Below are 19,157 nucleotides of genomic sequence, written 5' to 3'. Positions count from 1 at the left end.
GCTAGCCGCGCTCGGCGGACACCGCGGCCCGGACGGCTTCCGCGACCACGTCGACCGCCACCGCGCGGATCAGGTCCAGATCGGCCGGGCCGGCTGCCTCGCCGGTCGCGAGCGCGACCACCGCGTCGCCGTCGTAGCGCGAGTGCGCCGGGTGGATGGTCCGCGCGAAGCCGGTGTGGCCGCTCTGGGCGAGCAGGAAACAGTCGTTCTTGGTGAGCGCCGCGTCGGTCAGCACCACGCCCACGGTCGTGTTCTGCATGCCGAACGCTGCGGCGGTCCGTTGCGGCCCCGCGCCGGCGGCGAACAGCGGCTCGCCGCCGGGGCCGAGCACGTCGCCCCAGGCGTTGACCACGACGACCGCGGCGACCCGGGCCGGGCCGGCGTCGCGCACGGCCCAGCCCACGCCGCCCGGGTCGAGCCGGTCGCGCCACTTGCCGGTCGACGCGCCCGTGCCCGCTCCGACGCGGCCCGCGGCGAACGCCTCGCCGTTCCACGCCGCGCGGGCGGCGGCCCGGCCGGCGGCCGCATCGGGCGGCCCGGCAGTCTTCGGTCCGCCGGCATCGGCCGGGCCGGCGACCGTCCGGACCGAGGTGTCGAAGATGGACATGCCGACGACGATCGGGACCGGGCCGACGGGCGTGGGGAAGCCCGCGCCGCGCTCCCGCAGCGCGCCCATCACGCCGTCGGCCGCGGCCAGGCCGAACGCCGAGCCGCCCGAGAGCACCACCGCGTCCACCCGGTCGACCAGCCGGGTGGGGTCGAGCAGCGCGAACTCGCGGGTCGCCGGGGCGCCGCCGCGGACCTCGCCGGAGGCGACCGTGCCGGGCGGCGGGAGGATGACGGTCACGCCGGTGCCGTCGCCGGTCCAGTGCCCGGCGTACGCGGAGAGCAGCTGTGGTGCGCCCATCCCCCGATCATGCCTCAGGGCTTGCGCGCGACGGCTCCGAACTCGTCGACCTCGCGCAGCTCCTCCGGCGCGGCGTCCGGGGCGGGCCGCCACCGCGAGCACGGCACCAGGCCGGGCTCTTCCACCTCGAGACCCTCCAGGAACGTGGCGAGCTGCTCGGGCGTCCGCAGGTGGTACGGCAGCGGGGCGTTGGCGTTCCACACCGCGATCGCCTCCTCGAACGCCGGGCCGTCGATCACGTTGGTGCCGTCGGCGGTCACCAGGTAGCTGCCCGGCGGCAGGCCGGCCAGCAGCCGCCGCACGATCCCGGCCGCCGCGTCCAGGCCGGGGACGTGGCCGAGGATGTTCATGAGGATGAGCCCGACGGGCTGGGACAGGTCGAGCGTGCTGCGCCCGGCCAGCTCGAGGATGCGCTCCGGGTCGCGCAGGTCGGCGTCGAGGTATTCGGTGGCGCCGCGCGGGCTGCCGGTCAGCAGGGCACGGGCGTACGCGAGGACCATCGGGTCGTTGTCCACGTACACGATGCGGGCCTCGGGCAGGACGGCCTGCGCGACCTGATGGGTGTTGTCCACCGTGGGCAGCCCGGTGCCGATGTCGAGCAGCTGGCGGATCCCCCGCTCGCCGACCAGGAACCGCACGGCGCGGGTGAGGAAGCCCCGCGAGCTGCGCGCCACCACCTCGATGTCGGGATAGAACCGGCTGAACTCGTCACCGACCTCGCGATCGGCCCGGAAGTTGTCCTTGCCGCCGAGCCAGTAGTTCCACACCCGCGCGGAGTGCGGCACGGTCTCATCGATGCCGGTGTGCTCGCTGTCCACCCCGCCCACCCTAGAGAACGGCGCTCATCGATGCGACCCCCGCCGGGGTGAACCCTCAGCGGGGCCGACCCCGATCGGCCGCTCGAAGCAGGTCTCCAGCACCACGATCGTCTCCGTGCCGGTCACGCCGTCCACGGCGAAGATCCGGCGCAGCGTCGCCTGCAGTTCCTCGGTGGTCGCGGTGCGGACCTTCACCAGCAGCGAGGCCGCTCCGGCCACGATGTGCGCCTCCTGGATGCCGGGTATGGCCAGCAGCGCCTCCCGGGTGGCGGGGTCGCCCATCCACACCCCGGCGTTGACCATGACGAACGCGCTCACGCCACGGCCGACGGCGGCCGGGTCGACGTCCACCGTGGTACGCCGGATCACGCCCCGCTCGCGCAGCTTGCGGACCCGCTCATGGGCGGCGCCCGGCGACAGGCCCACCGCCGCGCCCAGGGCCGCGTAGGACTGCGCCGCGTCTTCCTGGAGAGAGGCGAGCAGTGCGCGATCGACGTCGTCCACCATATGTCGTTCTCCTAACACCGGCCTTGACCATACTACGTTCAGCCGACGTAGGGTCGGACCATATGTGAGAGGAGACCACCATGGTCGAGACCATCCCGGCGCAGTTCCAGGCCCTCGATGAGCGGTTCAGCGGCTGCGACGGGGACTTCGTGGTCGAGCGGCTGCACACCGGCGCGCGCAAGAGCGAGGGACCGGCGTACTTCCCGGCGGGCCGCTACCTGGTGTGGAGCGACATCCCCAACGACCGGTTGCTGCGCTGGGACGAGACCACCGGCGCCGTGGGGGTGTTCCGGCACGCGTCCGGCTACGCGAACGGCAACACCGTCGACCGGCAGGGGCGGCTGGTCACCTGCGAGCAGGGCAACCGGCGGGTCACCCGTACGGAGCACGACGGCACCCTCACCGTGCTGGCCGACCGGTACGAGGGCAGGCGCCTCAACAGCCCCAACGACGTGGTGGTCCGCGCCGACGGGACGATCTGGTTCACCGACCCGATCTACGGCATCGCCGGGGACTACGAGGGCCACCGGGCCGAGAGCGAGCTCGGCGGCGACTGCTACGTGTTCCGCATGGACCCGGCCACCGGCGACCTGCGCGTGGTGGCCGGCGACTTCTGCCGCCCCAACGGCCTGGCCTTCTCCCCCGACGAGCAGCGGCTCTACATCGCCGACACCCGGCAGGAACCCAGCCACATCCGCGTCTTCGACGTGACGGCCGACGGCACCCTCACCGGCGGCGCCGTCGTCGCGACGTGCAACGCGGGCCGCTTCGACGGCGTCCGCGTGGACGCGGCGGGCCGGATCTGGGCAGCGGCCTGGGACGGGGTGCACTGCTTCGGCACCGACGGCACCCTCCTCGGCAAACTGCTCCTTCCCGAACCCGCCGCCAACCTCACGTTCGGCGGCCCGAAGCTCAACCACCTGTTCATCACGGCGGGGGCCTCGGTCTACACGCTCCGGGTCACCTTCAACGGCGCCCGTTACCCGCAGCCGGCCCCGGCCTGAGCCGGCCCGGTCAGCGCCGGGCGGCGGCCACCGCGGCGCGGACCTCGGCCGCGTCGGCCGGGGTGCCGGCCGGGTCGTCGAACGAGCCGTACGGGGCGCCGTACGCCGGGGTGTCCGGCTGGACGCGCCAGCTGTCGGCCAGCGTCCCGATGTCGACCGTGTCGTAGCCGATCGTGTCGAGGAAGTCGGTGACCGCCCGCTTGGCGTCCGCGTCGTCGCCGGCGATCGTCAGCGCGGTGCGGTCGGGCGCGCCGGCGGGGCGGGCGAGCGAGCCGAGGTGGCGGAAGAAGATGTTGTTGAAGACCTTGACCACCCGGGCGCCGGTGAGATGCCGTTGCAGCAGTTCGCTGCTCGTGACGGTGGCGGCGTCGAGGTCGGGGAAGTGCCCGTCGCGCTGCGGGTAGTAGTTCGTGGTGTCGATGACCACCTTGCCGGCCAGCGGCTCGGCGGGCGCGTCCCCGTACGCCTTGAACGGCACCGTCACCACCACGATGTCGCCGGCGGCCGCGGCGTCGGCCGGGTGGCCGGCGCGGGCGTGCGGGCCGAGCTCGCCGACCAGGTCCTGCAGGGTCTCCGGTCCGCGGGAGTTGCTCAGCACCACGTCCTGGCCGGCGGCGACCGCCAGCCGTGCGACGGTGCCGCCGATGTTTCCGCTGCCGATGAATCCGATCGTCGTCATACCCGCCGCCAACCCCGGATCCGCCGCGGCGATTCCGGCGGGCGCCGCAGTGTCGCGTGCGCCACGTCGGCCGTCGCTTCGGCGGCCGGGCGGCGGCCTGCGAGAATGGCCGATCATGGGGTGGGTGTGGGCGGTCGGCGGCGTGGTGCTGCTCGGGGCCGGTTTCCTGGTCGCCGCGGTGCCACGGCTGCGGGCGACGGCGCTGGAGCGGCGTACGGAATGGTCGGCCGCGCGGGCCGGGATCGCGACCGCGGCGGTGAGCCGGGATGCCTGCGCCGGCCGTGTCCCCGAGGCCGAGGCGCTGCTCGCCCGGGCCGAGGCGATCACCGCGGGCCGCGGCGGTGCGACGGCCGCCCGGGAGGCCGCCGGGCTGGCGCACCGGGCCGATCTGCTGTGGCGGGAGGCCGGGCATGGCTGACCGCCGGCTGCGCGAGGTGGCGCGCTGGGTGGCGCTGGCCGCCGCGGTCGCCGCCCTGGTCGTCTTCGTCGTCGCGCAGCGGCAGAGCGTCGACGTGAGCTACGGGCGTTCGCCGTCGCCGCCGGCCGGGGTGACCGAGGGTTCCGCCGGGGAGCTGAGCGACGCCACCGTGCCGTCCGTCGAGCAGATGACCGCCATGGTCCGCGCCGCCGAGGTGGTCCGGCTGCCCGGTTCGGTCGCGCGGTGGGACGAGGGTCGGGTACGCGCCGCGATGGGCGCCGAGCCGATGCGGATCCTGGTGGCGCCGCCGGGTCTCGACGAGGCGGAGCGGGACCGGGTCCGCGACGTGAAGGACGCCACCATCCGCGTGATCGGCACCCAGGTGACCGGCGGCGCGTACCAGGCGACCGGGGACTCCCTGGACGACTGGCGCGCCGAGTTCGCCGCCGGCGACGTGACGAACCTGCTGGTCACGCTGATCGCCGGGCTACGGGAGCAACCGTCGCCGGCCGACGTCGACCGGCTGCGGTGGCGTGAGCCGACGGCGGCCGAGCTCGCGGTGGTGGCGGCGCAGCTGCGGCGTACCGGGCTCTACACCGCGCCGGGGGCCACGCTCACGCGGGTCCCGCGGCAGGAGGCGTTTCCCGGCGGCGACGCGCTGTACGTCGCGCTGCCCCGGCAGTCCCCGGAGGCGCCCTTGCTGCGCTACGGGCCGGCGCTCACGCGGCTGTTCCCTGGCCGGCCGATCGTCGAGCTGCACGGCGACTGGATCGAGTACCACGGCCCGGACGCGGGTGACTTCGCGGAGGTGACCGCGGCCGGGTTCTACGCGCAGTTCGGCGACCGGCTCGGCCGGTACGCGTACCCGCAGGCGAACGTGCTGGGCGCGTACCTCGGGCGGGTGACCGACGTGCGGTACGCGGGGCTGTTCGACCGGCCGCTGCCGTACCGTCCGGCCGACCCGCTGCGGGTGGCCCTTCCCCTGCTGCCGTGGCTCTTCGTCGCCTGCGCCGGGGCGTTCTTCGCGCTGTCGGTGCGGTCCCTGCTGCGCCCGCTGCGCCGGCCCCGCTCGCGGCCGGAGCCGGGCCTGCCCGCGCGCCTCGCCGGGCTGACCGCGCTGGCGGTGGAGATGTCCGCGCTCACCGACCGCCGCAGCGAGGCCGCGCTGACCCGGGGCATCACCGCCCTCACCGCGGCCCGGTCGGCGTTCGACGACGACCTGCCGGACCCGCACGTCCGCAACCTGCTCGCCGGCGCCGAGGCCGACCTGGACGAGGCCGCCCGGCTGCTGCCGTACCCGGGATATCGCCCGGCCGACTATCTGCGGGAGCGGCTCACATGAGCAGGATCGGCAGGTTCCTGGCCACGCCGTTCGGCCTCGCCGTGCTGGCGTGCCTGGCGCTGGCCGGCTGGGCGCTGTGGTCGGGCGGCGTCCTGGACGGGACGGTCGCCCGCGACGTGCGCACCTCGTCGGTGTACGCGGCCCCCGGCACCGGCCTGGACGAGGCGGCCGCCGAGCGGGTCGTCGGCAACCGCCGGCTCGTCGTGCTGCTCCTCGAGCCGGGCGCGGACCTGCGGCAGGGTTGCGACCGGGTACGGCACGCCGCGGACGGCACGCTGGTGCTGGTGCTGGCCCGCGACGGCGACGAGTACGAGCAGTACGGATGCGCGCTGCTGCCCGGGGTCGGCGACGAGAACTTCGGGCGCGCGTTCGTCGCCGAGACGACCATCGGGCGGGGCGTGGACCAGTTCCCGGACCGGCCGCTGGACGCCCTGAAGGTCGTCGTGGTCAATTACGACACGCTCGTGCGCTCCGGCACGGTGCCCGACGGCGCCCGCACGATCAGCCCGTCGCTGCCGCGCTACCTGGTGGCCGCGGCGGCCGTGCTGGCGGTACTGCTCGGCTCGGCCGTCGTCTTCGCGGCCGGACGCCGGGCCGGGCGGCTGGCCGCGGACCGCCGCAGCCGGCTCGCCGAGGCCGGGGACGCCCGCACGGCGCTGAGCGCGGCCGCGGCCGTCCTGGCGCAGCAGATCATCGACCTGGACGCCCGCGACCACGAGTCCGGCGCCTTCCGGCGTCGGTTCCGGCGCCTGGTGTCCGACTACACGGCGCTGCTCGACGAGCTCGCGGCCGCCGACGAGCGGACGGCCGGGAGCCTCACCGAACGGGTGGAGGCCCTCAGCGCCAGGGCGCGCCGGCTGGCCGTCCCCTGATCAGGCCCCGGCGGTGTCGAGGCGGGCGAGCTGCTCCGGAGTCAGCTTGACGTCCAGCGCCGGGAGGGCGTCCTCGAACTGCTGGGGCGTACGCGGGCCGATCAGCGGCAGCACGCGGGGTTCGCGCTGGTGCAGCAGCCACGCCAGCACGAGCTGGTTCGGGGTCACGCCGGTCTCCGCGGCCACCTCGGCGAGCGCCCTGATGCGCGCGTCGGAGTCGGGGCCGGCGTACGCCTCCATCGCCCAGTGCCCGCCGCGCTTGGCCGCGTCGTCGTAGACGCCCTTGAGGATCGGCGAGTACGCCACCAGCGTCTGGTCGTCGTGCTCGCGCAGGTAGTCCAGCTGCTCGGCGCCGACGATCGACACGTTGTCCACCCCGCCCCGCGGGCGCAGGTACGTGTGCTGCTGCTGCACCGCCACGGGCAGCGGCCACCCGTTGCGCTCGCACAGCTGCCGGATGCGTTCGAGCCGCCACGTGCGGACGTTCGACCAGCCCAGGTGGCGTACCTTGCCGGCGCGGACGAAGCCGGCGAGGGTCTCGAGGGTCTCCTCCAGCGGGGTGTTCCGGTCGTCCACGTGGATGTAGTAGAGGTCCACGTGGTCGGTGCCGAGCCGCCGCAGGCTCCCGTCGAGGGCGTCCCGCAGCGTCTGCGCGCCCGCCCCGGCGAAGGTGCGCCGGGCCAGGTCCCAGTCGGGGGTGCCATCGGCGTCCCACAGCTGCGGCGAGGAGCGCGGCAGCGCGCTGCCCTTGGTCGCGAGGAAGACCCGGTCGCGCCGGCCGCCCGCGCGCATCCACCGGCCGAGCAGCTCCTCGCTCTCGCCGCCGCGGCTGCCCCGCCGGGCCCACCACTCGTAGCAGTCGGCGGTGTCGATGAAGGACCCGCCCACCTCGAGGTAGCGGTCCAGGATCCGGACCGAGTCCGCCTCGTCCGTCGCGTTACCCATCTGCATGGCGCCGAGGGCGAGCACGCTCACCTGCTCGCCGGTGCGCCCCAGTTCCGTCGTCTGCACGGCAACGACGGTAGGACCTGGAGCGCGCTCCAGGTCAACACCTTCGTGCGATGCTCCAGCCATGGATCTGCTCTTCACCGGCGGGCCGCTGTTCGGTACGGACGCGAGCGCGCTGCTCGTCCGCGACGGCCGCATCCTCGCGGCCGGCCACGACGACGTGCGCGAGCTGGCGGGGCCGCGTACGGAGGTGGTCGACCTGCGCGGGCGGCTGCTGCTGCCGGGCTTCCAGGACGCGCACGTGCACGCCGTGTTCGGCGGGCTGGAGCTGGACCTGTGCGACCTCAGCGGCACCACCGACGTGGTCGAGTACCTGCGCCGGGTGCGGGCGTACGCGGACGCGCACCCGCACGAGGAGTGGATCGTCGGGGGCGGATGGTCGATGGAGAGCTTCCCGGGCGGCGTACCGGGCAAGGAGCTGCTCGACCGGGTCGTCCCCGGCCGGCCGGTGTTCCTGATGAACCGCGATCACCACGCCGCGTGGGTGAACAGCCGGGCGCTGGAGCTGGCCGGCGTCACCGCCCGTACGCCCGATCCCGCCGACGGCCGCATCGACCGCGGGCCTGGCGGCGACCCGGTGGGCGGGCTGCAGGAAGGCGCGATGGCGCTGGTCGAGGCGCTGGTCCCGGCCGCCACCCCGGCCGACCGGCTGGCCGGGCTGCTGCGGGCGCAGCGGCTGCTGCACTCGCTGGGGGTGACCGCGTGGCAGGACGCGATGCTGTGCGCCACGAACGGCTACCCCGACGTCTCGGACGCCTACCTGGCCGCGGCCACGGACGGGTCGCTGGTCTCCCCCGTCGTGGGGGCGCTGTGGTGGGACCGCGAGCGCGGCGCCGAGCAGATTCCGTCGCTCGTGGACGAACGCGAGCGGTTCACGGCCGGCCCGCTGCGCTGCGGCACGGTCAAGTTCATGCTCGACGGCGTCGCCGAGAACTTCACGGCCGCGATGACGGCCCCGTACCGCGACGCCTGCGGGCAGCCGACGGCCAACAGCGGGCTGTCCTTCATCGACCCCGGCGCCCTGCCCGGCTACGTCACCGAGCTGGACCGGCTCGGCTTCCAGGGGCATTTCCACGCGCTGGGCGACCGGGCGGTGCGCGCGGCCCTCGACGCGGTCGCGGCCGCCCGCGCGGCCAACGGCCCGAGCGACACCCGTCCGCACCTCGCGCATCTGCAGGTCGTCCATCCGGATGACGTACGCCGGTTCCGCCCGCTCGGCGCGACCGCGAACCTGCAGGCGCTGTGGGCCGCGCACGAGCCGCAGATGGACGAGCTGACGATCCCGTTCCTCGACCCGGAGCTGGCCGCGCGGCAGTACCCGTTCGGGGACCTGTACCGCTCGGGCGCACGCCTGGCCGCGGGCAGCGACTGGCCGGTGAGCAGCCCCGACCCGCTGCAGGCCGTGCACGTGGCGGTGAACCGGGTGCTGCCCGGCCAGGACCGGCCGGTGTTCCTGCCGGAGCAGCGGCTCGACCCGGCGACGGCGCTGCGCGCGTACACGTCGGGGTCGGCGTACGTGAATCATCTCGACGACAGCGGCACGCTGAGCGCGGGCAGCCGCGCGGACCTGGTGGTGCTCGACCGGGACCCGCTGGCCGGGCCGCCGCAGGAGATCGCCGCGGCCCGGGTGGCGATCACCTACGTCGCCGGGGAGCGGGTCTACTCGTCGCGCGACGCGTGAACGCCGTGCCGCCCGGCGCGGCCGTCCTCGGCGTCCTCGGCGGCCTCGTCCTCGTCGTGCGCCGGCTCGGCGTCCTCGACGACCTCCACCACGACGGCCTCGTCGTGCTGCTGCTCGGGCAGCTCGCCGGTGACCTGCGGCTGGTCGACCCAGAGGGCGCGCAGCTGGGTCTGCATGAAGCCGGTCAGCCGGGCGCGGTACTCGCGGTCGAAGCGCTCCAGGGCCTCGATCTGCTGCTGCAGCGCCTCGCGCCGGGCGCCGAGGCTGCCGACCACGTCGTCGTAGCGCTGCTGCGCGGCCAGGCGCAGCTGATCGGCGTTGGCCTGGGCGTCGGCGGTGATCCGGCCCGCCTCGCCGCGCGCCTCGAGCACCACCTTGGCGGCGCTGCGCTGGGCCTCCTCGGCGCGCATCTGGGCGTCGCGGGCGGTCTGCTCGGCGGCGGCCCGGGCGTCGAGCAGCACCTGCTCGGCCTCGCGCCGCACGTTGTGGGCGTGCATCTGCGCCTCGCGGCCGATCTCCTCGGCCGCGGCCAGCGCCTCGGTGCGGATCTTGTCGGCCTCGTGCTGGGCCCGGGACAGGTGCTCCTCGGCGGTGCGCTGCGCCATGGTCAGCACCTGCAGCGCCTGCGCGGACGGCACCCCCTGCCCGTTGGGGTTGATCAGGGCGTGTTCCGACGTGGCGCCTTCGGGGTGGGTCCCGTTGAACATGACCTTCACGCGATCCTTCATCCGATTGTCCGTCACCGAGACCTCCTAGAACGGCGGCATGCTACCAACGGCGGCGACGCCTCCGCGAGCCGCAGAGAGCAACCGTTCGATCACCCGGAGCAAGCTCCATTGCCGCCGGTGAATGCCGCCGCCACCATGGTGGGCAGGCCGCTCGCGGTGCTCGAGTCACCGCCGCTCATCGCGGCGACGAGGACGCCGCCGCAGACACAGAGCAGGATCACGCCCACCACGGCGAACATCGCGATGGTGAACGCCATGCCGGGATACTTCTGCGGCGGGGCGCCGAGCGCGCCGCGCATGAAGGCCACCATCGGGGCCCGGTACTCCAGCTCGACGGTCTGGCCGGGGTGCACGGTGACACCCAGATCGGCGACACCCACCCGGGACGGCAGCAGGTACGGCACGTGCACGTGGACGTGGTGCTGACCGGCGGGCACCGGCACGACCGTACGGCCCCAGGCGTTCCCGGCCGGGTGACCGTTGACCTCCACCTGCGGCTTGAACAACCCCAGCAGGAAGGCGAGCGGGTTGTACTTCAGGGTGAGCGCGATGGCTCCCCCGCCCTGCGGCGGCCCCCACGGCTGCTGCGGCTGCTGGGACTGCTGGTGGTCGTACATGGACGTGGCTCCTAACCCGAATGACGGCGCGCCGCACGATACGGCTCGCGGCGCCCGCCGCAGTCGCCGGGGTTCCGTTCAACGACGCCCATCTATTACTATCCGTGTCTTCGATATAGCTCAGCGTGTCTAGATCCCGATCGTCCGCGATGGCAGGAGCACGCATGACCGACACCCGGCAGGCCGGTGCGGCGCGTTCGTACCCGTTCAGCGACCCCGACCGCCTCGACCTCGACCCCCTCTACGCCCACCTTCGCCGGGAGGAGCCGGTGACCCGGGTCCGGCTGCCGTTCGGAGAGGAGGCGTGGCTGGCCACCCGCCTCCAGGACGTCAGGACCGTCCTCGGTGACCCCCGCTTCAGCCGCGCCGCCGCGGTGGGACGCGACGAGCCGCGGACCACGCCCCGGCAGATCGGCACCGGCATCCTGGCGATGGACCCGCCGGACCACAGCCGGCTGCGCCGCCTGGTGGCCAAGGCGTTCACCGCCCGCCGGGTGGAGCAGCTGCGCCCCGGCACCACCGACATCGCGAACGAGCTCATCGACGCGATGGTCGCGGCGGGACCGCCGGCGGACCTGGTGGAGGCCTTCTCCACCCCGCTGCCGGTACGCGTGATCTGCCGGCTGCTGGGCGTACCGCCCGAGGACCAGCACCTGTTCCGGACGTGGTCCGAGGCGATCGTGTCCACCACGTCGCTGACGCCGGAGCGGATCGGCGAGTACATGGCGAGCCTGCACGCGTACATGGCGGGGCTGATCGCGCAGCGGCGGACGACGCCGACCGACGACCTGATCGGCGCGCTGGTGCTGGCCCGCGACAACGAGGACCGGCTGAGCGAGCAGGAGATGGTGGAGCTGGCCGCGGGGCTGCTGGCCGCCGGGCACGAGACCACGGTCACCCAGATCTCGAACTTCATGTACGTGCTGCTCACCCACCCGGCGAAGCTGGCGGAGCTGCGCCACGACCCGGAGCGCATCCCGGGCGCCGTGGAGGAGCTGCTGCGCTACGTGCCGCTGGGGGCCGCCGCGGCGTTCGCCCGCTACGCCACCGAGGACCTCGAGCTGAGCGGCGTGCGCATCCGCGCCGGCGAACCGGTGATCCCGGCGCTGTCCTCGGCCAACCGGGACGCGTCGGTGTTCGGCGATGCGGACGGCCTCAACTTCACCCGCGAGGCGAACCCGCACGTCGGCTTCGGCCACGGCGTGCACCACTGCCTGGGCGCGCAGCTGGCCCGCATGGAACTGCAGGTGGCACTGCGGACGCTGCTCGGCCGGCTGCCGGAGCTGCGGCTGGCGGTGGACGAGAAGGACCTGCCGTGGAAGACCGGCCTGCTGGTCCGCGGGCTGCGGGAGCTGCCCGTCGCCTGGTGACCCACCGGCCCGGAAGCCCCGTCACCCGGTCACGCACCGGCCCGGGACACCTCTCGTCACCCGGTCACGCACCGGCCCGGGAGCCGGATGGCTCCCGGGCCGGTGGCCGGTCAGCGGATCGTGACCAGGTCCCGCAGCGGGACCCGGCTCGCGCCGGCGGTCGCGCTGAGGCTCTTCGCCGCGGCGGCCGTGGGGTCCGGCGCCGGGACGGGCTCGCACTGCTTGTCGGAACGGTTGCCGTGCACCCGGGTCGGCAGCGCGCCGGTGTCCAGGTACGCGGCGATGGTGTCGTCGGTGCAGGCGACGCCGTTGAGCGAGCCGGCATGCGTGGTGCCGCCGACGCCCTCCAGGAGCACCGAGCGCGGGAAGCGCTTGCGGACCTCGAGGCTGCCCGAGTACGGCGTGGCGGCGTCGTTGGTCTCGCTGATCAGCAGGATCGGCGGGGCCTTCTTGCCGTTGACCGTGACGGGCGTGCCCGGCTTGGCGCCCCAGTTCAGGCAGGGCGCGTTGTACCAGGCGTTGTTCCAGGTGATGAACGGCGCCTTGGCGTACGTCCGCCAGTTGTCACGGCGCCACTTGTCCCAGCTCTGCGGCCACTTGACGTCGCTGCACTGGGTCGCGAGGTACATGGCGTAGTTGTTGTCGGCGCCGGGCTCGCCCGGGGCGGCGTACTGCGCCTCGAGCGGCTTGGAGTCGCCGTCGTTGACCCACGCCGCGAACGCCTCGGCCACGTCCTGCCAGCCGAACACGTAGTACCCCGCGGACACGAAGATGTCGTTCCACTCGTCCGGGCCGATGATCCCGCCGGCCGGCTTCTTGCGCAGCTGCTGCAGGGTCGCGTAGTACTTCTTCTTCACGACCTTGGCGGTGGAGCCGAGGTGGTACACGGAGTCGTACCTGGCCACCCAGGCGAAGTCGACGTCCATGTTCTTGTCGAACGCCACGTCCTGGTCGAGGTTCGCCGCGTACCAGACGCGCCGCGGGTCGACGTTGCCGTCGAGGACCATCCGGCGCACCTTGTCGGCGTGCAGCGTCGCGTAGACCTGGCCGAGGTACGTCCCGTACGAGAAGCCGTAGAAGTTGATCTGCTTGGCGCCCAGCGCCTTGCGGATGCTCTCCATGTCGGCGACCGAGTCGGTGGTCTTGACGTGGTCGAGCAGCGCGCCGCCCGCCCGGTCACAGGCCTTCGCGTAGCCCTTGGCCTTGGCCAGCCACGTCTTCTCCAGCGACCTGGTGACCGGCACGTAGTACGGCCGGTCGTAGCCGAAGTACTCGACGTCGCAGCTCAGCGAGGGCTGGCTGGAACCGACGCCGCGCGGGTCGAAGCCGATCCAGTCGTACTTCGTGCCGACGTCGCCGGGCACGTACTCGCCGAGCACCGACAGGGTCAGGCCGGAGCCACCGGGGCCACCCGGGTTGGTCAGCATGACGCCCTGGTAGTCGGCCGAGGTGTGCTTGATCCGCGAGACGGCAATCTTGATCTTGGTGCCGCCCGGCCTCGCGTAGTCGAGGGGCACGGTCAGCAGTCCGCACTGCGCGCCCCGCGACTTCAGCCCCGCGCTGGCGCACTCGCCCCAGGAGATGGGCGGCGGGGTGTAGCCGGCCCCGGAACCGCTCTGGGCCTGCGCGGTGGACGGGATCACGCCGCCACCGATCGCGAGCCCGACCGCGGCGGCAACGGTGGCCGCCAGAACTCTTCTCATTCCTTGCCTCCACTCGGCCGCCTGCCTCCACACGAGACGGGCGGCTGAAGGAGCGTAGACATCCGGAAGCGGTGTGGCACCACCCCCCGACAGGGCAAAATCTCGCCACACCCACCGCCGGGCCGCGCCGCCGACCGGCCCGCGGGCGGCGGCGCGACGGCTCACGCGGCGGGCTTGAGCAGAACCTTGGTCCAGCCGGCCTCACGCTTGTCGAAGTGGTCGTACCCCTCGGCGGCCTGCGCCAGCGGAAGCTCGTGCGACACCAGGAACGAGGGTGTCGCCCGGCCCGCGACGATCAGGTCACGCAGCTGCCGGTTGTAGCGCAGCACCGGGCACTGCCCGGTGCCCATGCGCTGGCCCTTGCTGAAGAAGGTGCCGTAGTCGAAGGCGATGCGGCCCTGCTTGGCCTGCTCCGTCGCGGCACCCGGGTCCTGCGGCACGTAGACGCCGACGACGCCGATGCCGCCGGTCGAGCGCACCACCTTGACCAGGTTGTCCAGCACCAGCTCGGGATGCTCCTGGCCGGACGGATCGTGCGCCTGATAGCCGACCGCCTCGACTCCGCAGTCGGCGCCGCGCCCACCGGTCGCGGACAGGATCTGCTCGACCGGGTCGCCGGCCGAGAAGTCGACCGGCGTCGCACCGATCTTGCCCGCGAGGTCCAGCCGGTCCCGCTCCTTGTCCACCACGAACACCTCGGAGGCGCCGCGGATCATGGCGCTGTGCGCGGCCATCAGCCCGACCGGGCCGGCCCCGAAGACGGCCACCCGGTCGCCCGGCCGCATGCCGGCCAGCTCGGTGCCGTGCCAGCCGGTCGGGAAGATGTCCGACAGCATCGTGAAGTCGTTCTCGTGCTCCGTGCCCGCCGGCAGCTCCAGCAGGTTGACGTCGGCGTACGGCACCCGCAGGAATTCCGCCTGACCGCCGTCGTACGGCCCCATGTTGGCGTAGCCGTACGCGGCGCCGTCCATCCCCTCGGCCGGGTTGGTCCGCAGGCAGAAGCTGGTCCAGCCGCCGAGGCAGTTGCGGCAGGTGCCACAGGCGATGTTGAACGGCACCGACACCCGGTCGCCGACCTTGATCCGGTTCACGGCGTCGCCGACGGCCTCGACGACGCCCATGTTCTCGTGGCCGAGGATCTTGCCTTCCTCGACGGACGTGCGCCCCTCGTACATGTGCAGGTCGGAGCCGCAGATGTTGGTGGTGGTGATCCGTACGATCGCATCGTTCGGCGACTGGATCGACGGGTCGGGAACATCCTTGACCGTGACGGCCCGGGGTCCCTGGTACACGACTGCCTTCATGAAGGTCCTCCCCATCGGTGACCTTCCCGGGCTACCCGGGGAGCGGGACCCGTAACGACGACCCTGCGGCCGGCTACTTCGCGCGCGCCTTCCGGGTGCTCTTCGCGTTGGCCTTCTGGATGGCCTCGACCAGCTCGGACTTCTTCATCTTGCTGCGGCCGCCGATGTCGAGCTTCTTCGCCAGGTCCCGCAGGTGCTCCTTGCCGGCGTTGGCGTCGACCCCGCCGGCCGTCTTCGCCTTCGTGCCGCGGCCACCGGCGGCCTTCTTGTCGCTGGGGCCCTTCTTCGCCTTGGGCTCCCAGTGGTCGCCGACCTTCTCGAACGAGTGCTTCACCGCGGCGAGCGCCGTCCGGTGGGCGCGTTCGCCCTCGCCGTACTCCTTGACCGCGGAGTCGTGGGCCTTGACGTACGTGTCCTGGGCCTTCTTCGGCGACCGCTTGAGGGTGCCGGGCATGTCCTTGCGCGCTGGCATGGGAACCTCCAGACGACGAACGGATGTCGTGATCGACGTGCCCGTGCCGCGGCCGCTTCAAACGGCGCCGGGGCCGGCCGGCTGCTACGTTGAGCGCGGGTGTGCCGGGAAGTCTGGTCGGCGATCGATGACGGCTGACCAGCTCCGGGAGACACATGGGCACGCTCGCCTGGATCGCGGTGGCCGTGTTCGTGACCGCGTACGTGCTGATCGCCACCGAGAAGGTCGACCGGGTGGTCGTCGCGGTGAGCGGCGCGGCGGTCATGCTGGCGATCGGCGCCACCGACGCGGCGCACGCGTTCTTCTCCGAGGAGTCGGGGATCGACTGGAACGTCGTGTTCCTGCTGCTCGGCATGATGCTGATCGTCGGGGTGCTCAAGCGCACGGGCCTGTTCGAGTACGTCGCCATCTGGGCGGCCAAGAAGGCGCGCGGCCGCCCGTTCCCGATCATGGTCACGTTCGTGCTGGTCACCGGGGTGGTGTCGGCGGCCCTGGACAACGTCACCACGGTGCTGCTCGTGGCGCCCGTGACGCTGCTGGTCTGTGACCGGCTGGGCGTGCCGCCGGTGCCGTTCCTCATCGCCGAGGTGCTGGCCTCCAACATCGGCGGTACGGCCACCCTGGTCGGCGACCCGCCGAACATCATCATCGCGAGCCGCTCCGGGCTGACCTTCAACGCGTTCCTGTCGGTGCTGGCGCCGTTCATCGCGCTGGTGCTCGTCGTCCTGGTGCTCCTGTGCCGGATCATGTTCCGGCGCGCGTTCCGCTACGACGCCGCGCGGGTCGAGCGGGTCATGGCGCTGCGGGAACGCGACGCGATCCGGGAGCCGCGCCTGGTGGTGCTCAGCCTGTCGGTGCTCGCGGCCGTGCTCGCGGCGTTCGGCCTGCACACCGTGCTGGGCCTGGAGCCGTCGGTCGTGGCGCTGCTCGGCGGCCTGCTGCTGCTCGCGCTGTCCCGCCTCGACCCGGCCGAGGTCGCCCGGGACGTGGAATGGCCGACGCTGATCTTCTTCGCCGGGCTGTTCGTCATGGTCGGCGCGCTGGTCACCACCGGGGTGATCGACGAGCTGGCCCGGGCGGCCACCGGCGCGGTGGGCGGCCGGCTGTGGCCGGCCACGATGCTGCTGCTGTGGGCGTCCGCCGCGCTCTCCGCGATCGTCGACAACATTCCGTACGTCGCGACGATGAGCCCGATCGTGGCCGAGATGGTGCACGCGGCCGGTGGCAACGACCGGGCCCAGGTGCTCTGGTGGGCGCTCGCGCTCGGCGCCGACCTGGGCGGCAACGCCACCGCCGTGGGGGCCTCCGCCAACGTCGTGGTGCTCGGGCTCGCCCAGCGCGCCGGCCACCGCATCTCGTTCTGGGGCTTCACGAAGTACGGCCTGATCGTCACCGTGATCTCGGTGGCGCTGGCGGTGCCGTACCTGTGGCTGCGGTTCTTCGGGTTCTGAGCGGTCAGGTGCCGAGCATCCGGTCGAGCAGCCCGTCCAGGGTGATCGCGCCGGTCATCACCCGCTGCTCGTCCACCACCGCGACGAGCGGTACGCCCGAGCGCGCCATCACCGACGCCACCTCGAGCATCGTGGCGTCGGCGCGCACCACCGGCAGCTCCGGCCGGTTGCGGGGCAGCAGGTCCGCGACGGTGCGCTCGCCGATGCCCTCCAGGATCACGTCGGCGGCCGCCTCGTCGATCACCCGGGCCAGCGCCGGATCGTCCTGGCAGTACGCCGGCAGCGCCATGCGCAGCACCTGCGTTCCGGCCAGGACGGTGAGCGGGCGGCCCCGCGCGTCCACGACGATCAGGCCGGGCAGGTCCTGCGCCGCGAGTACCCGGGCCGCCTCTCTGGCCGGGAGATCCTCGGCGACCGTGCTCATCGGGGCCGCGATCTCACCCGCGCGCACGGCTGCCTCCTCGCATGCTGCCAGCGTACGCAGGCCGCGGCGGCGTCAGCTCTGGTAGACGTCGGGGATGTCGTCGCGGTCGCGGTCGACCTGCTCCTCGGCGCAGATCCTGCGGTACGTGCGGTTGCGCAGGCGCAGGACGACCGTCGCGAGCAGGGCCGCGAGCAGCGAGCCGGTCAGCACCGCGACCTTCACGTGGTCCTCCCCCTCGGTGCCGACCCCGAACGCGAGCTCGCCGATCAGCAGGGAGACCGTGAACCCGATCCCGCCGAGCAGGGCGAGCCCGACGACGTCGATCCAGGCCAGGCCGGCGTCGAGGCGGGCCCGGGTGAAGCGGGCCGTGAGCCAGGTCGCCAGCGTGATGCCGATCGGCTTGCCGACCACAAGCCCGGCGACCACGCCGAGCGCGACCGGGTCGCCGAGCGCGGACGCGAGCCCGCGGGCGCCGCCCAGCGCGACGCCCGCCGACATCAGCGCGAAGACCGGCACCGCCAGCCCGGCGGAGATCGGCCGGAACCGGTGCTCGAAGTGCTCGGCGAGGCCCGGGCCCTCGCCGGGGCTGCGGCGCACCACCGGCACGGCGAAGCCGAGCAGCACCCCGGCGACGGTCGCGTGCACCCCGGACGCGTGCACCAGCGTCCAGGCGGCGAAGGCCAGCGGCAGCAGCAGCCACCAGGACCGCACCCGCCGCTGCACGAGCACGGTGAACAGGGCGAGCGGGACCAGGGCCGCCAGCAGCGGCAGCACCGCCAGGCCGGAGGTGTAGAACACGGCGATGATGACGATCGCCAGCAGGTCGTCGACCACCGCCAGGGTCAGCAGGAACGTGCGCAGCGCCGCGGGCAGGAAGCGCCCCACCACCGCGAGCACGGCGAGGGCGAACGCGATGTCGGTGGCGGTCGGGATCGCCCAGCCGCGGACCGCACCACCGGCGTTGATCGCCGCGTAGATCAGCGCCGGCACGATGACGCCGCCCACCGCGGCGGCGACGGGGACCGCCGCGCGGCGCGGGTCGCGCAGGTCGCCGGCGACGAACTCGCGTTTGAGTTCCAGGCCGGCGACGAAGAAGAAGACGGCCAGAAGCCCGTCGGCCGCCCAGGTGGCAAGCGAGAGGTCGAGGTGCAGCGCGGACGGCCCGACCGTGAAGCCGCGCATCGCCTCGTAGCTGTCGCCCCACGGCGAGTTGGCCCAGACCAGCGCGAGGACGGCACCGGCGAGCAGCAGCAGCCCGCCGATGGTCTCCTTGCGCAGGACGTCGGCGATGCGACGCGCCTCGGGCCACGAGCCGCGGCCGAGGACGTTCGGGGTCTGCGGGGGCGCGGCGGCCATGGGAGCTCCGTTTCCGGGGTCGGTCGATCCATCTGCCGACCAGACTTCCCGGCGCACCGCCGCCCATCCTATCCGTCGGCGGCCGATCGTCCCGGGATTCCGTCCGGACGGTGTGCCCGCCGTCACCGGCCGGTCCGGATTGTGGGACCGCGGCGGGCCGTTGTGCTCTCGGTGGCCCTGCGACCGGCCACGCGATCACACCTTCTTCAGGAGATCCTCATGTACCCGGTTCCCGACGAGATCCTGCGCGCCGAGGCACTGTTCGCCTCCCACCTGCAGGCCTCCGACCCCACCACCCCGGAGATGATCGACCGGACCGTCGCCACGCTCCTGCGCGACGACGGGCCGTGCGAGTGCGCGGCCCGGATGGCGTACGAGTTCGGCGAGCACCCGGACACCGCGGTCCGCCGCATGCGATGGGCGCGCCGCACGATCCGGAGGTTCGAACCGTCCGGAAGCGGGTAGACCCGCGCTCCGTTGCGTGACCGCACGGTCG

General features: G+C 73.4%; 20 protein-coding genes. 8 read left to right on the top strand and 12 right to left on the bottom strand.

Annotated elements, in window-relative coordinates:
• Position 1 precedes the first annotated feature (1 nt).
• From COUCH_RS17150 to COUCH_RS17140, 3 genes are read right to left on the bottom strand one after another with little or no spacing between them, the layout of a single operon-like run.
• Positions 2-907, bottom strand: coding sequence for a P1 family peptidase (locus COUCH_RS17150; protein WP_249613091.1), 906 nt, complete (start codon positions 905-907; stop codon positions 2-4).
• Positions 908-921: 14 nt separating this feature from the next.
• The gene (locus tag COUCH_RS17145; protein ID WP_249613090.1) at positions 922-1,725 is read right to left on the bottom strand and encodes an SAM-dependent methyltransferase; all 804 of its coding nucleotides are present in this window, start codon (positions 1,723-1,725) and stop codon (positions 922-924) included.
• Between the two features lie 24 nt (positions 1,726-1,749).
• Positions 1,750-2,232, bottom strand: a complete 483-nt coding sequence (locus tag COUCH_RS17140) for an Lrp/AsnC family transcriptional regulator (RefSeq protein ID WP_249613089.1) — start codon at positions 2,230-2,232, stop codon at positions 1,750-1,752.
• A gap of 80 nt (positions 2,233-2,312) precedes the next feature.
• Here COUCH_RS17140 and COUCH_RS17135 point away from each other — a divergent pair, with 80 nt between their 5' ends.
• Positions 2,313-3,236, top strand: coding sequence for an SMP-30/gluconolactonase/LRE family protein (locus COUCH_RS17135; RefSeq protein ID WP_249613088.1), 924 nt, complete (start codon positions 2,313-2,315; stop codon positions 3,234-3,236).
• Between the two features lie 10 nt (positions 3,237-3,246).
• Here COUCH_RS17135 and COUCH_RS17130 read toward each other — a convergent pair whose 3' ends face one another.
• Entirely contained in the window at positions 3,247-3,915 is a 669-nt protein-coding gene (locus COUCH_RS17130; protein WP_249613087.1) for an NADPH-dependent F420 reductase, read from the bottom strand.
• Positions 3,916-4,030: 115 nt separating this feature from the next.
• Between COUCH_RS17130 and COUCH_RS17125 the strand changes: the two genes are divergently transcribed.
• From COUCH_RS17125 to COUCH_RS17115, 3 genes are read left to right on the top strand one after another with little or no spacing between them, the layout of a single operon-like run.
• The gene (locus COUCH_RS17125; protein WP_249613086.1) at positions 4,031-4,333 is read left to right on the top strand and encodes a DUF6403 family protein; all 303 of its coding nucleotides are present in this window, start codon (positions 4,031-4,033) and stop codon (positions 4,331-4,333) included.
• On the top strand, positions 4,326-5,675 hold the full coding sequence (locus COUCH_RS17120) for a hypothetical protein (protein WP_249613085.1): 1,350 nt from the start codon (positions 4,326-4,328) through the stop codon (positions 5,673-5,675). The genes COUCH_RS17125 and COUCH_RS17120 overlap by 8 nt, the downstream gene beginning before the upstream one ends.
• Entirely contained in the window at positions 5,672-6,547 is an 876-nt protein-coding gene (locus COUCH_RS17115; protein ID WP_249613084.1) for a hypothetical protein, read from the top strand. Before COUCH_RS17120 ends, COUCH_RS17115 begins: the two co-directional genes overlap by 4 nt.
• On the opposite strand, the gene COUCH_RS17110 is transcribed toward COUCH_RS17115, so the two are convergent.
• The gene (locus tag COUCH_RS17110; RefSeq protein ID WP_249613083.1) at positions 6,548-7,558 is read right to left on the bottom strand and encodes an aldo/keto reductase; all 1,011 of its coding nucleotides are present in this window, start codon (positions 7,556-7,558) and stop codon (positions 6,548-6,550) included. It abuts the gene before it with no gap.
• Between the two features lie 61 nt (positions 7,559-7,619).
• Here COUCH_RS17110 and COUCH_RS17105 point away from each other — a divergent pair, with 61 nt between their 5' ends.
• The gene (locus tag COUCH_RS17105; RefSeq protein ID WP_249613082.1) at positions 7,620-9,236 is read left to right on the top strand and encodes an amidohydrolase; all 1,617 of its coding nucleotides are present in this window, start codon (positions 7,620-7,622) and stop codon (positions 9,234-9,236) included.
• Here COUCH_RS17105 and COUCH_RS17100 read toward each other — a convergent pair.
• Together COUCH_RS17100 and COUCH_RS17095 are read right to left on the bottom strand one after the other, a co-directional pair.
• The gene (locus COUCH_RS17100) at positions 9,215-9,964 is read right to left on the bottom strand and encodes a hypothetical protein (RefSeq protein WP_249613081.1); all 750 of its coding nucleotides are present in this window, start codon (positions 9,962-9,964) and stop codon (positions 9,215-9,217) included. The genes COUCH_RS17105 and COUCH_RS17100 overlap by 22 nt on opposite strands.
• Before the next feature lie 89 nt (positions 9,965-10,053).
• Positions 10,054-10,581 (bottom strand): hypothetical protein, encoded by a 528-nt coding sequence (locus COUCH_RS17095; RefSeq protein ID WP_249613080.1) that lies wholly within the window; start codon positions 10,579-10,581, stop codon positions 10,054-10,056.
• Positions 10,582-10,745: 164 nt separating this feature from the next.
• Here COUCH_RS17095 and COUCH_RS17090 point away from each other — a divergent pair, with 164 nt between their 5' ends.
• Positions 10,746-11,951, top strand: a complete 1,206-nt coding sequence (locus COUCH_RS17090; RefSeq protein ID WP_249613079.1) for a cytochrome P450 — start codon at positions 10,746-10,748, stop codon at positions 11,949-11,951.
• Positions 11,952-12,061: 110 nt separating this feature from the next.
• On the opposite strand, the gene COUCH_RS17085 is transcribed toward COUCH_RS17090, so the two are convergent.
• The 3 genes from COUCH_RS17085 to COUCH_RS17075 form a co-directional block, all read right to left on the bottom strand.
• On the bottom strand, positions 12,062-13,654 hold the full coding sequence (locus COUCH_RS17085) for an alpha/beta hydrolase (protein ID WP_249613078.1): 1,593 nt from the start codon (positions 13,652-13,654) through the stop codon (positions 12,062-12,064).
• Positions 13,655-13,815: 161 nt separating this feature from the next.
• Entirely contained in the window at positions 13,816-14,958 is a 1,143-nt protein-coding gene (locus tag COUCH_RS17080) for a glutathione-independent formaldehyde dehydrogenase (RefSeq protein ID WP_249613077.1), read from the bottom strand.
• Between the two features lie 73 nt (positions 14,959-15,031).
• Complete coding sequence (locus tag COUCH_RS17075; protein ID WP_249613076.1) at positions 15,032-15,430, bottom strand: ChaB family protein; 399 nt, start codon at positions 15,428-15,430, stop codon at positions 15,032-15,034.
• Positions 15,431-15,585: 155 nt separating this feature from the next.
• On the opposite strand from COUCH_RS17075, the gene COUCH_RS17070 reads away from it, so the two are divergent.
• Positions 15,586-16,881, top strand: a complete 1,296-nt coding sequence (locus COUCH_RS17070) for an ArsB/NhaD family transporter (RefSeq protein ID WP_249613075.1) — start codon at positions 15,586-15,588, stop codon at positions 16,879-16,881.
• Positions 16,882-16,885: 4 nt separating this feature from the next.
• On the opposite strand, the gene COUCH_RS17065 is transcribed toward COUCH_RS17070, so the two are convergent.
• Together COUCH_RS17065 and nhaA are read right to left on the bottom strand one after the other, a co-directional pair.
• Positions 16,886-17,332, bottom strand: coding sequence for a CBS domain-containing protein (locus tag COUCH_RS17065; protein WP_249613074.1), 447 nt, complete (start codon positions 17,330-17,332; stop codon positions 16,886-16,888).
• Between the two features lie 45 nt (positions 17,333-17,377).
• Positions 17,378-18,661, bottom strand: coding sequence for a Na+/H+ antiporter NhaA (nhaA, locus tag COUCH_RS17060; protein WP_249613073.1), 1,284 nt, complete (start codon positions 18,659-18,661; stop codon positions 17,378-17,380).
• 219 nt (positions 18,662-18,880) lie between these two features.
• Here nhaA and COUCH_RS17055 point away from each other — a divergent pair, with 219 nt between their 5' ends.
• Positions 18,881-19,126, top strand: coding sequence for a hypothetical protein (locus tag COUCH_RS17055; protein ID WP_249613072.1), 246 nt, complete (start codon positions 18,881-18,883; stop codon positions 19,124-19,126).
• Positions 19,127-19,157 lie beyond the last annotated feature (31 nt).

Source organism: Couchioplanes caeruleus (assembly GCF_023499255.1).
Taxonomy (GTDB): Bacteria; Actinomycetota; Actinomycetes; order Mycobacteriales; family Micromonosporaceae; genus Actinoplanes; species Actinoplanes caeruleus_A.
The sequence above is the reverse complement of the archived record's forward strand: the minus strand, read 5'-3'. Positions and strand labels throughout refer to the sequence as shown.

Excerpts from the sequence above, each read along its gene's own strand:
- COUCH_RS17130 (WP_249613087.1), bottom strand. The coding sequence starts at position 3,915 with ATGACGACGATCGGATTCATCGGCAGCGGAAACATCGGCGGCACCGTC.
- COUCH_RS17090 (WP_249613079.1), top strand. The coding sequence starts at position 10,746 with ATGACCGACACCCGGCAGGCCGGTGCGGCGCGTTCGTACCCGTTCAGC.
- nhaA (WP_249613073.1), bottom strand. The coding sequence starts at position 18,661 with ATGGCCGCCGCGCCCCCGCAGACCCCGAACGTCCTCGGCCGCGGCTCG.
- COUCH_RS17150 (WP_249613091.1), bottom strand. The coding sequence starts at position 907 with ATGGGCGCACCACAGCTGCTCTCCGCGTACGCCGGGCACTGGACCGGC.
- COUCH_RS17140 (WP_249613089.1), bottom strand. The coding sequence starts at position 2,232 with ATGGTGGACGACGTCGATCGCGCACTGCTCGCCTCTCTCCAGGAAGAC.
- COUCH_RS17075 (WP_249613076.1), bottom strand. The coding sequence starts at position 15,430 with ATGCCAGCGCGCAAGGACATGCCCGGCACCCTCAAGCGGTCGCCGAAG.
- COUCH_RS17055 (WP_249613072.1), top strand. The coding sequence starts at position 18,881 with ATGTACCCGGTTCCCGACGAGATCCTGCGCGCCGAGGCACTGTTCGCC.
- COUCH_RS17095 (WP_249613080.1), bottom strand. The coding sequence starts at position 10,581 with ATGTACGACCACCAGCAGTCCCAGCAGCCGCAGCAGCCGTGGGGGCCG.
- COUCH_RS17080 (WP_249613077.1), bottom strand. The coding sequence starts at position 14,958 with ATGAAGGCAGTCGTGTACCAGGGACCCCGGGCCGTCACGGTCAAGGAT.
- COUCH_RS17070 (WP_249613075.1), top strand. The coding sequence starts at position 15,586 with ATGGGCACGCTCGCCTGGATCGCGGTGGCCGTGTTCGTGACCGCGTAC.
- COUCH_RS17125 (WP_249613086.1), top strand. The coding sequence starts at position 4,031 with ATGGGGTGGGTGTGGGCGGTCGGCGGCGTGGTGCTGCTCGGGGCCGGT.
- COUCH_RS17085 (WP_249613078.1), bottom strand. The coding sequence starts at position 13,654 with ATGAGAAGAGTTCTGGCGGCCACCGTTGCCGCCGCGGTCGGGCTCGCG.
- COUCH_RS17100 (WP_249613081.1), bottom strand. The coding sequence starts at position 9,964 with ATGAAGGATCGCGTGAAGGTCATGTTCAACGGGACCCACCCCGAAGGC.
- COUCH_RS17120 (WP_249613085.1), top strand. The coding sequence starts at position 4,326 with ATGGCTGACCGCCGGCTGCGCGAGGTGGCGCGCTGGGTGGCGCTGGCC.
- COUCH_RS17115 (WP_249613084.1), top strand. The coding sequence starts at position 5,672 with ATGAGCAGGATCGGCAGGTTCCTGGCCACGCCGTTCGGCCTCGCCGTG.
- COUCH_RS17105 (WP_249613082.1), top strand. The coding sequence starts at position 7,620 with ATGGATCTGCTCTTCACCGGCGGGCCGCTGTTCGGTACGGACGCGAGC.
- COUCH_RS17135 (WP_249613088.1), top strand. The coding sequence starts at position 2,313 with ATGGTCGAGACCATCCCGGCGCAGTTCCAGGCCCTCGATGAGCGGTTC.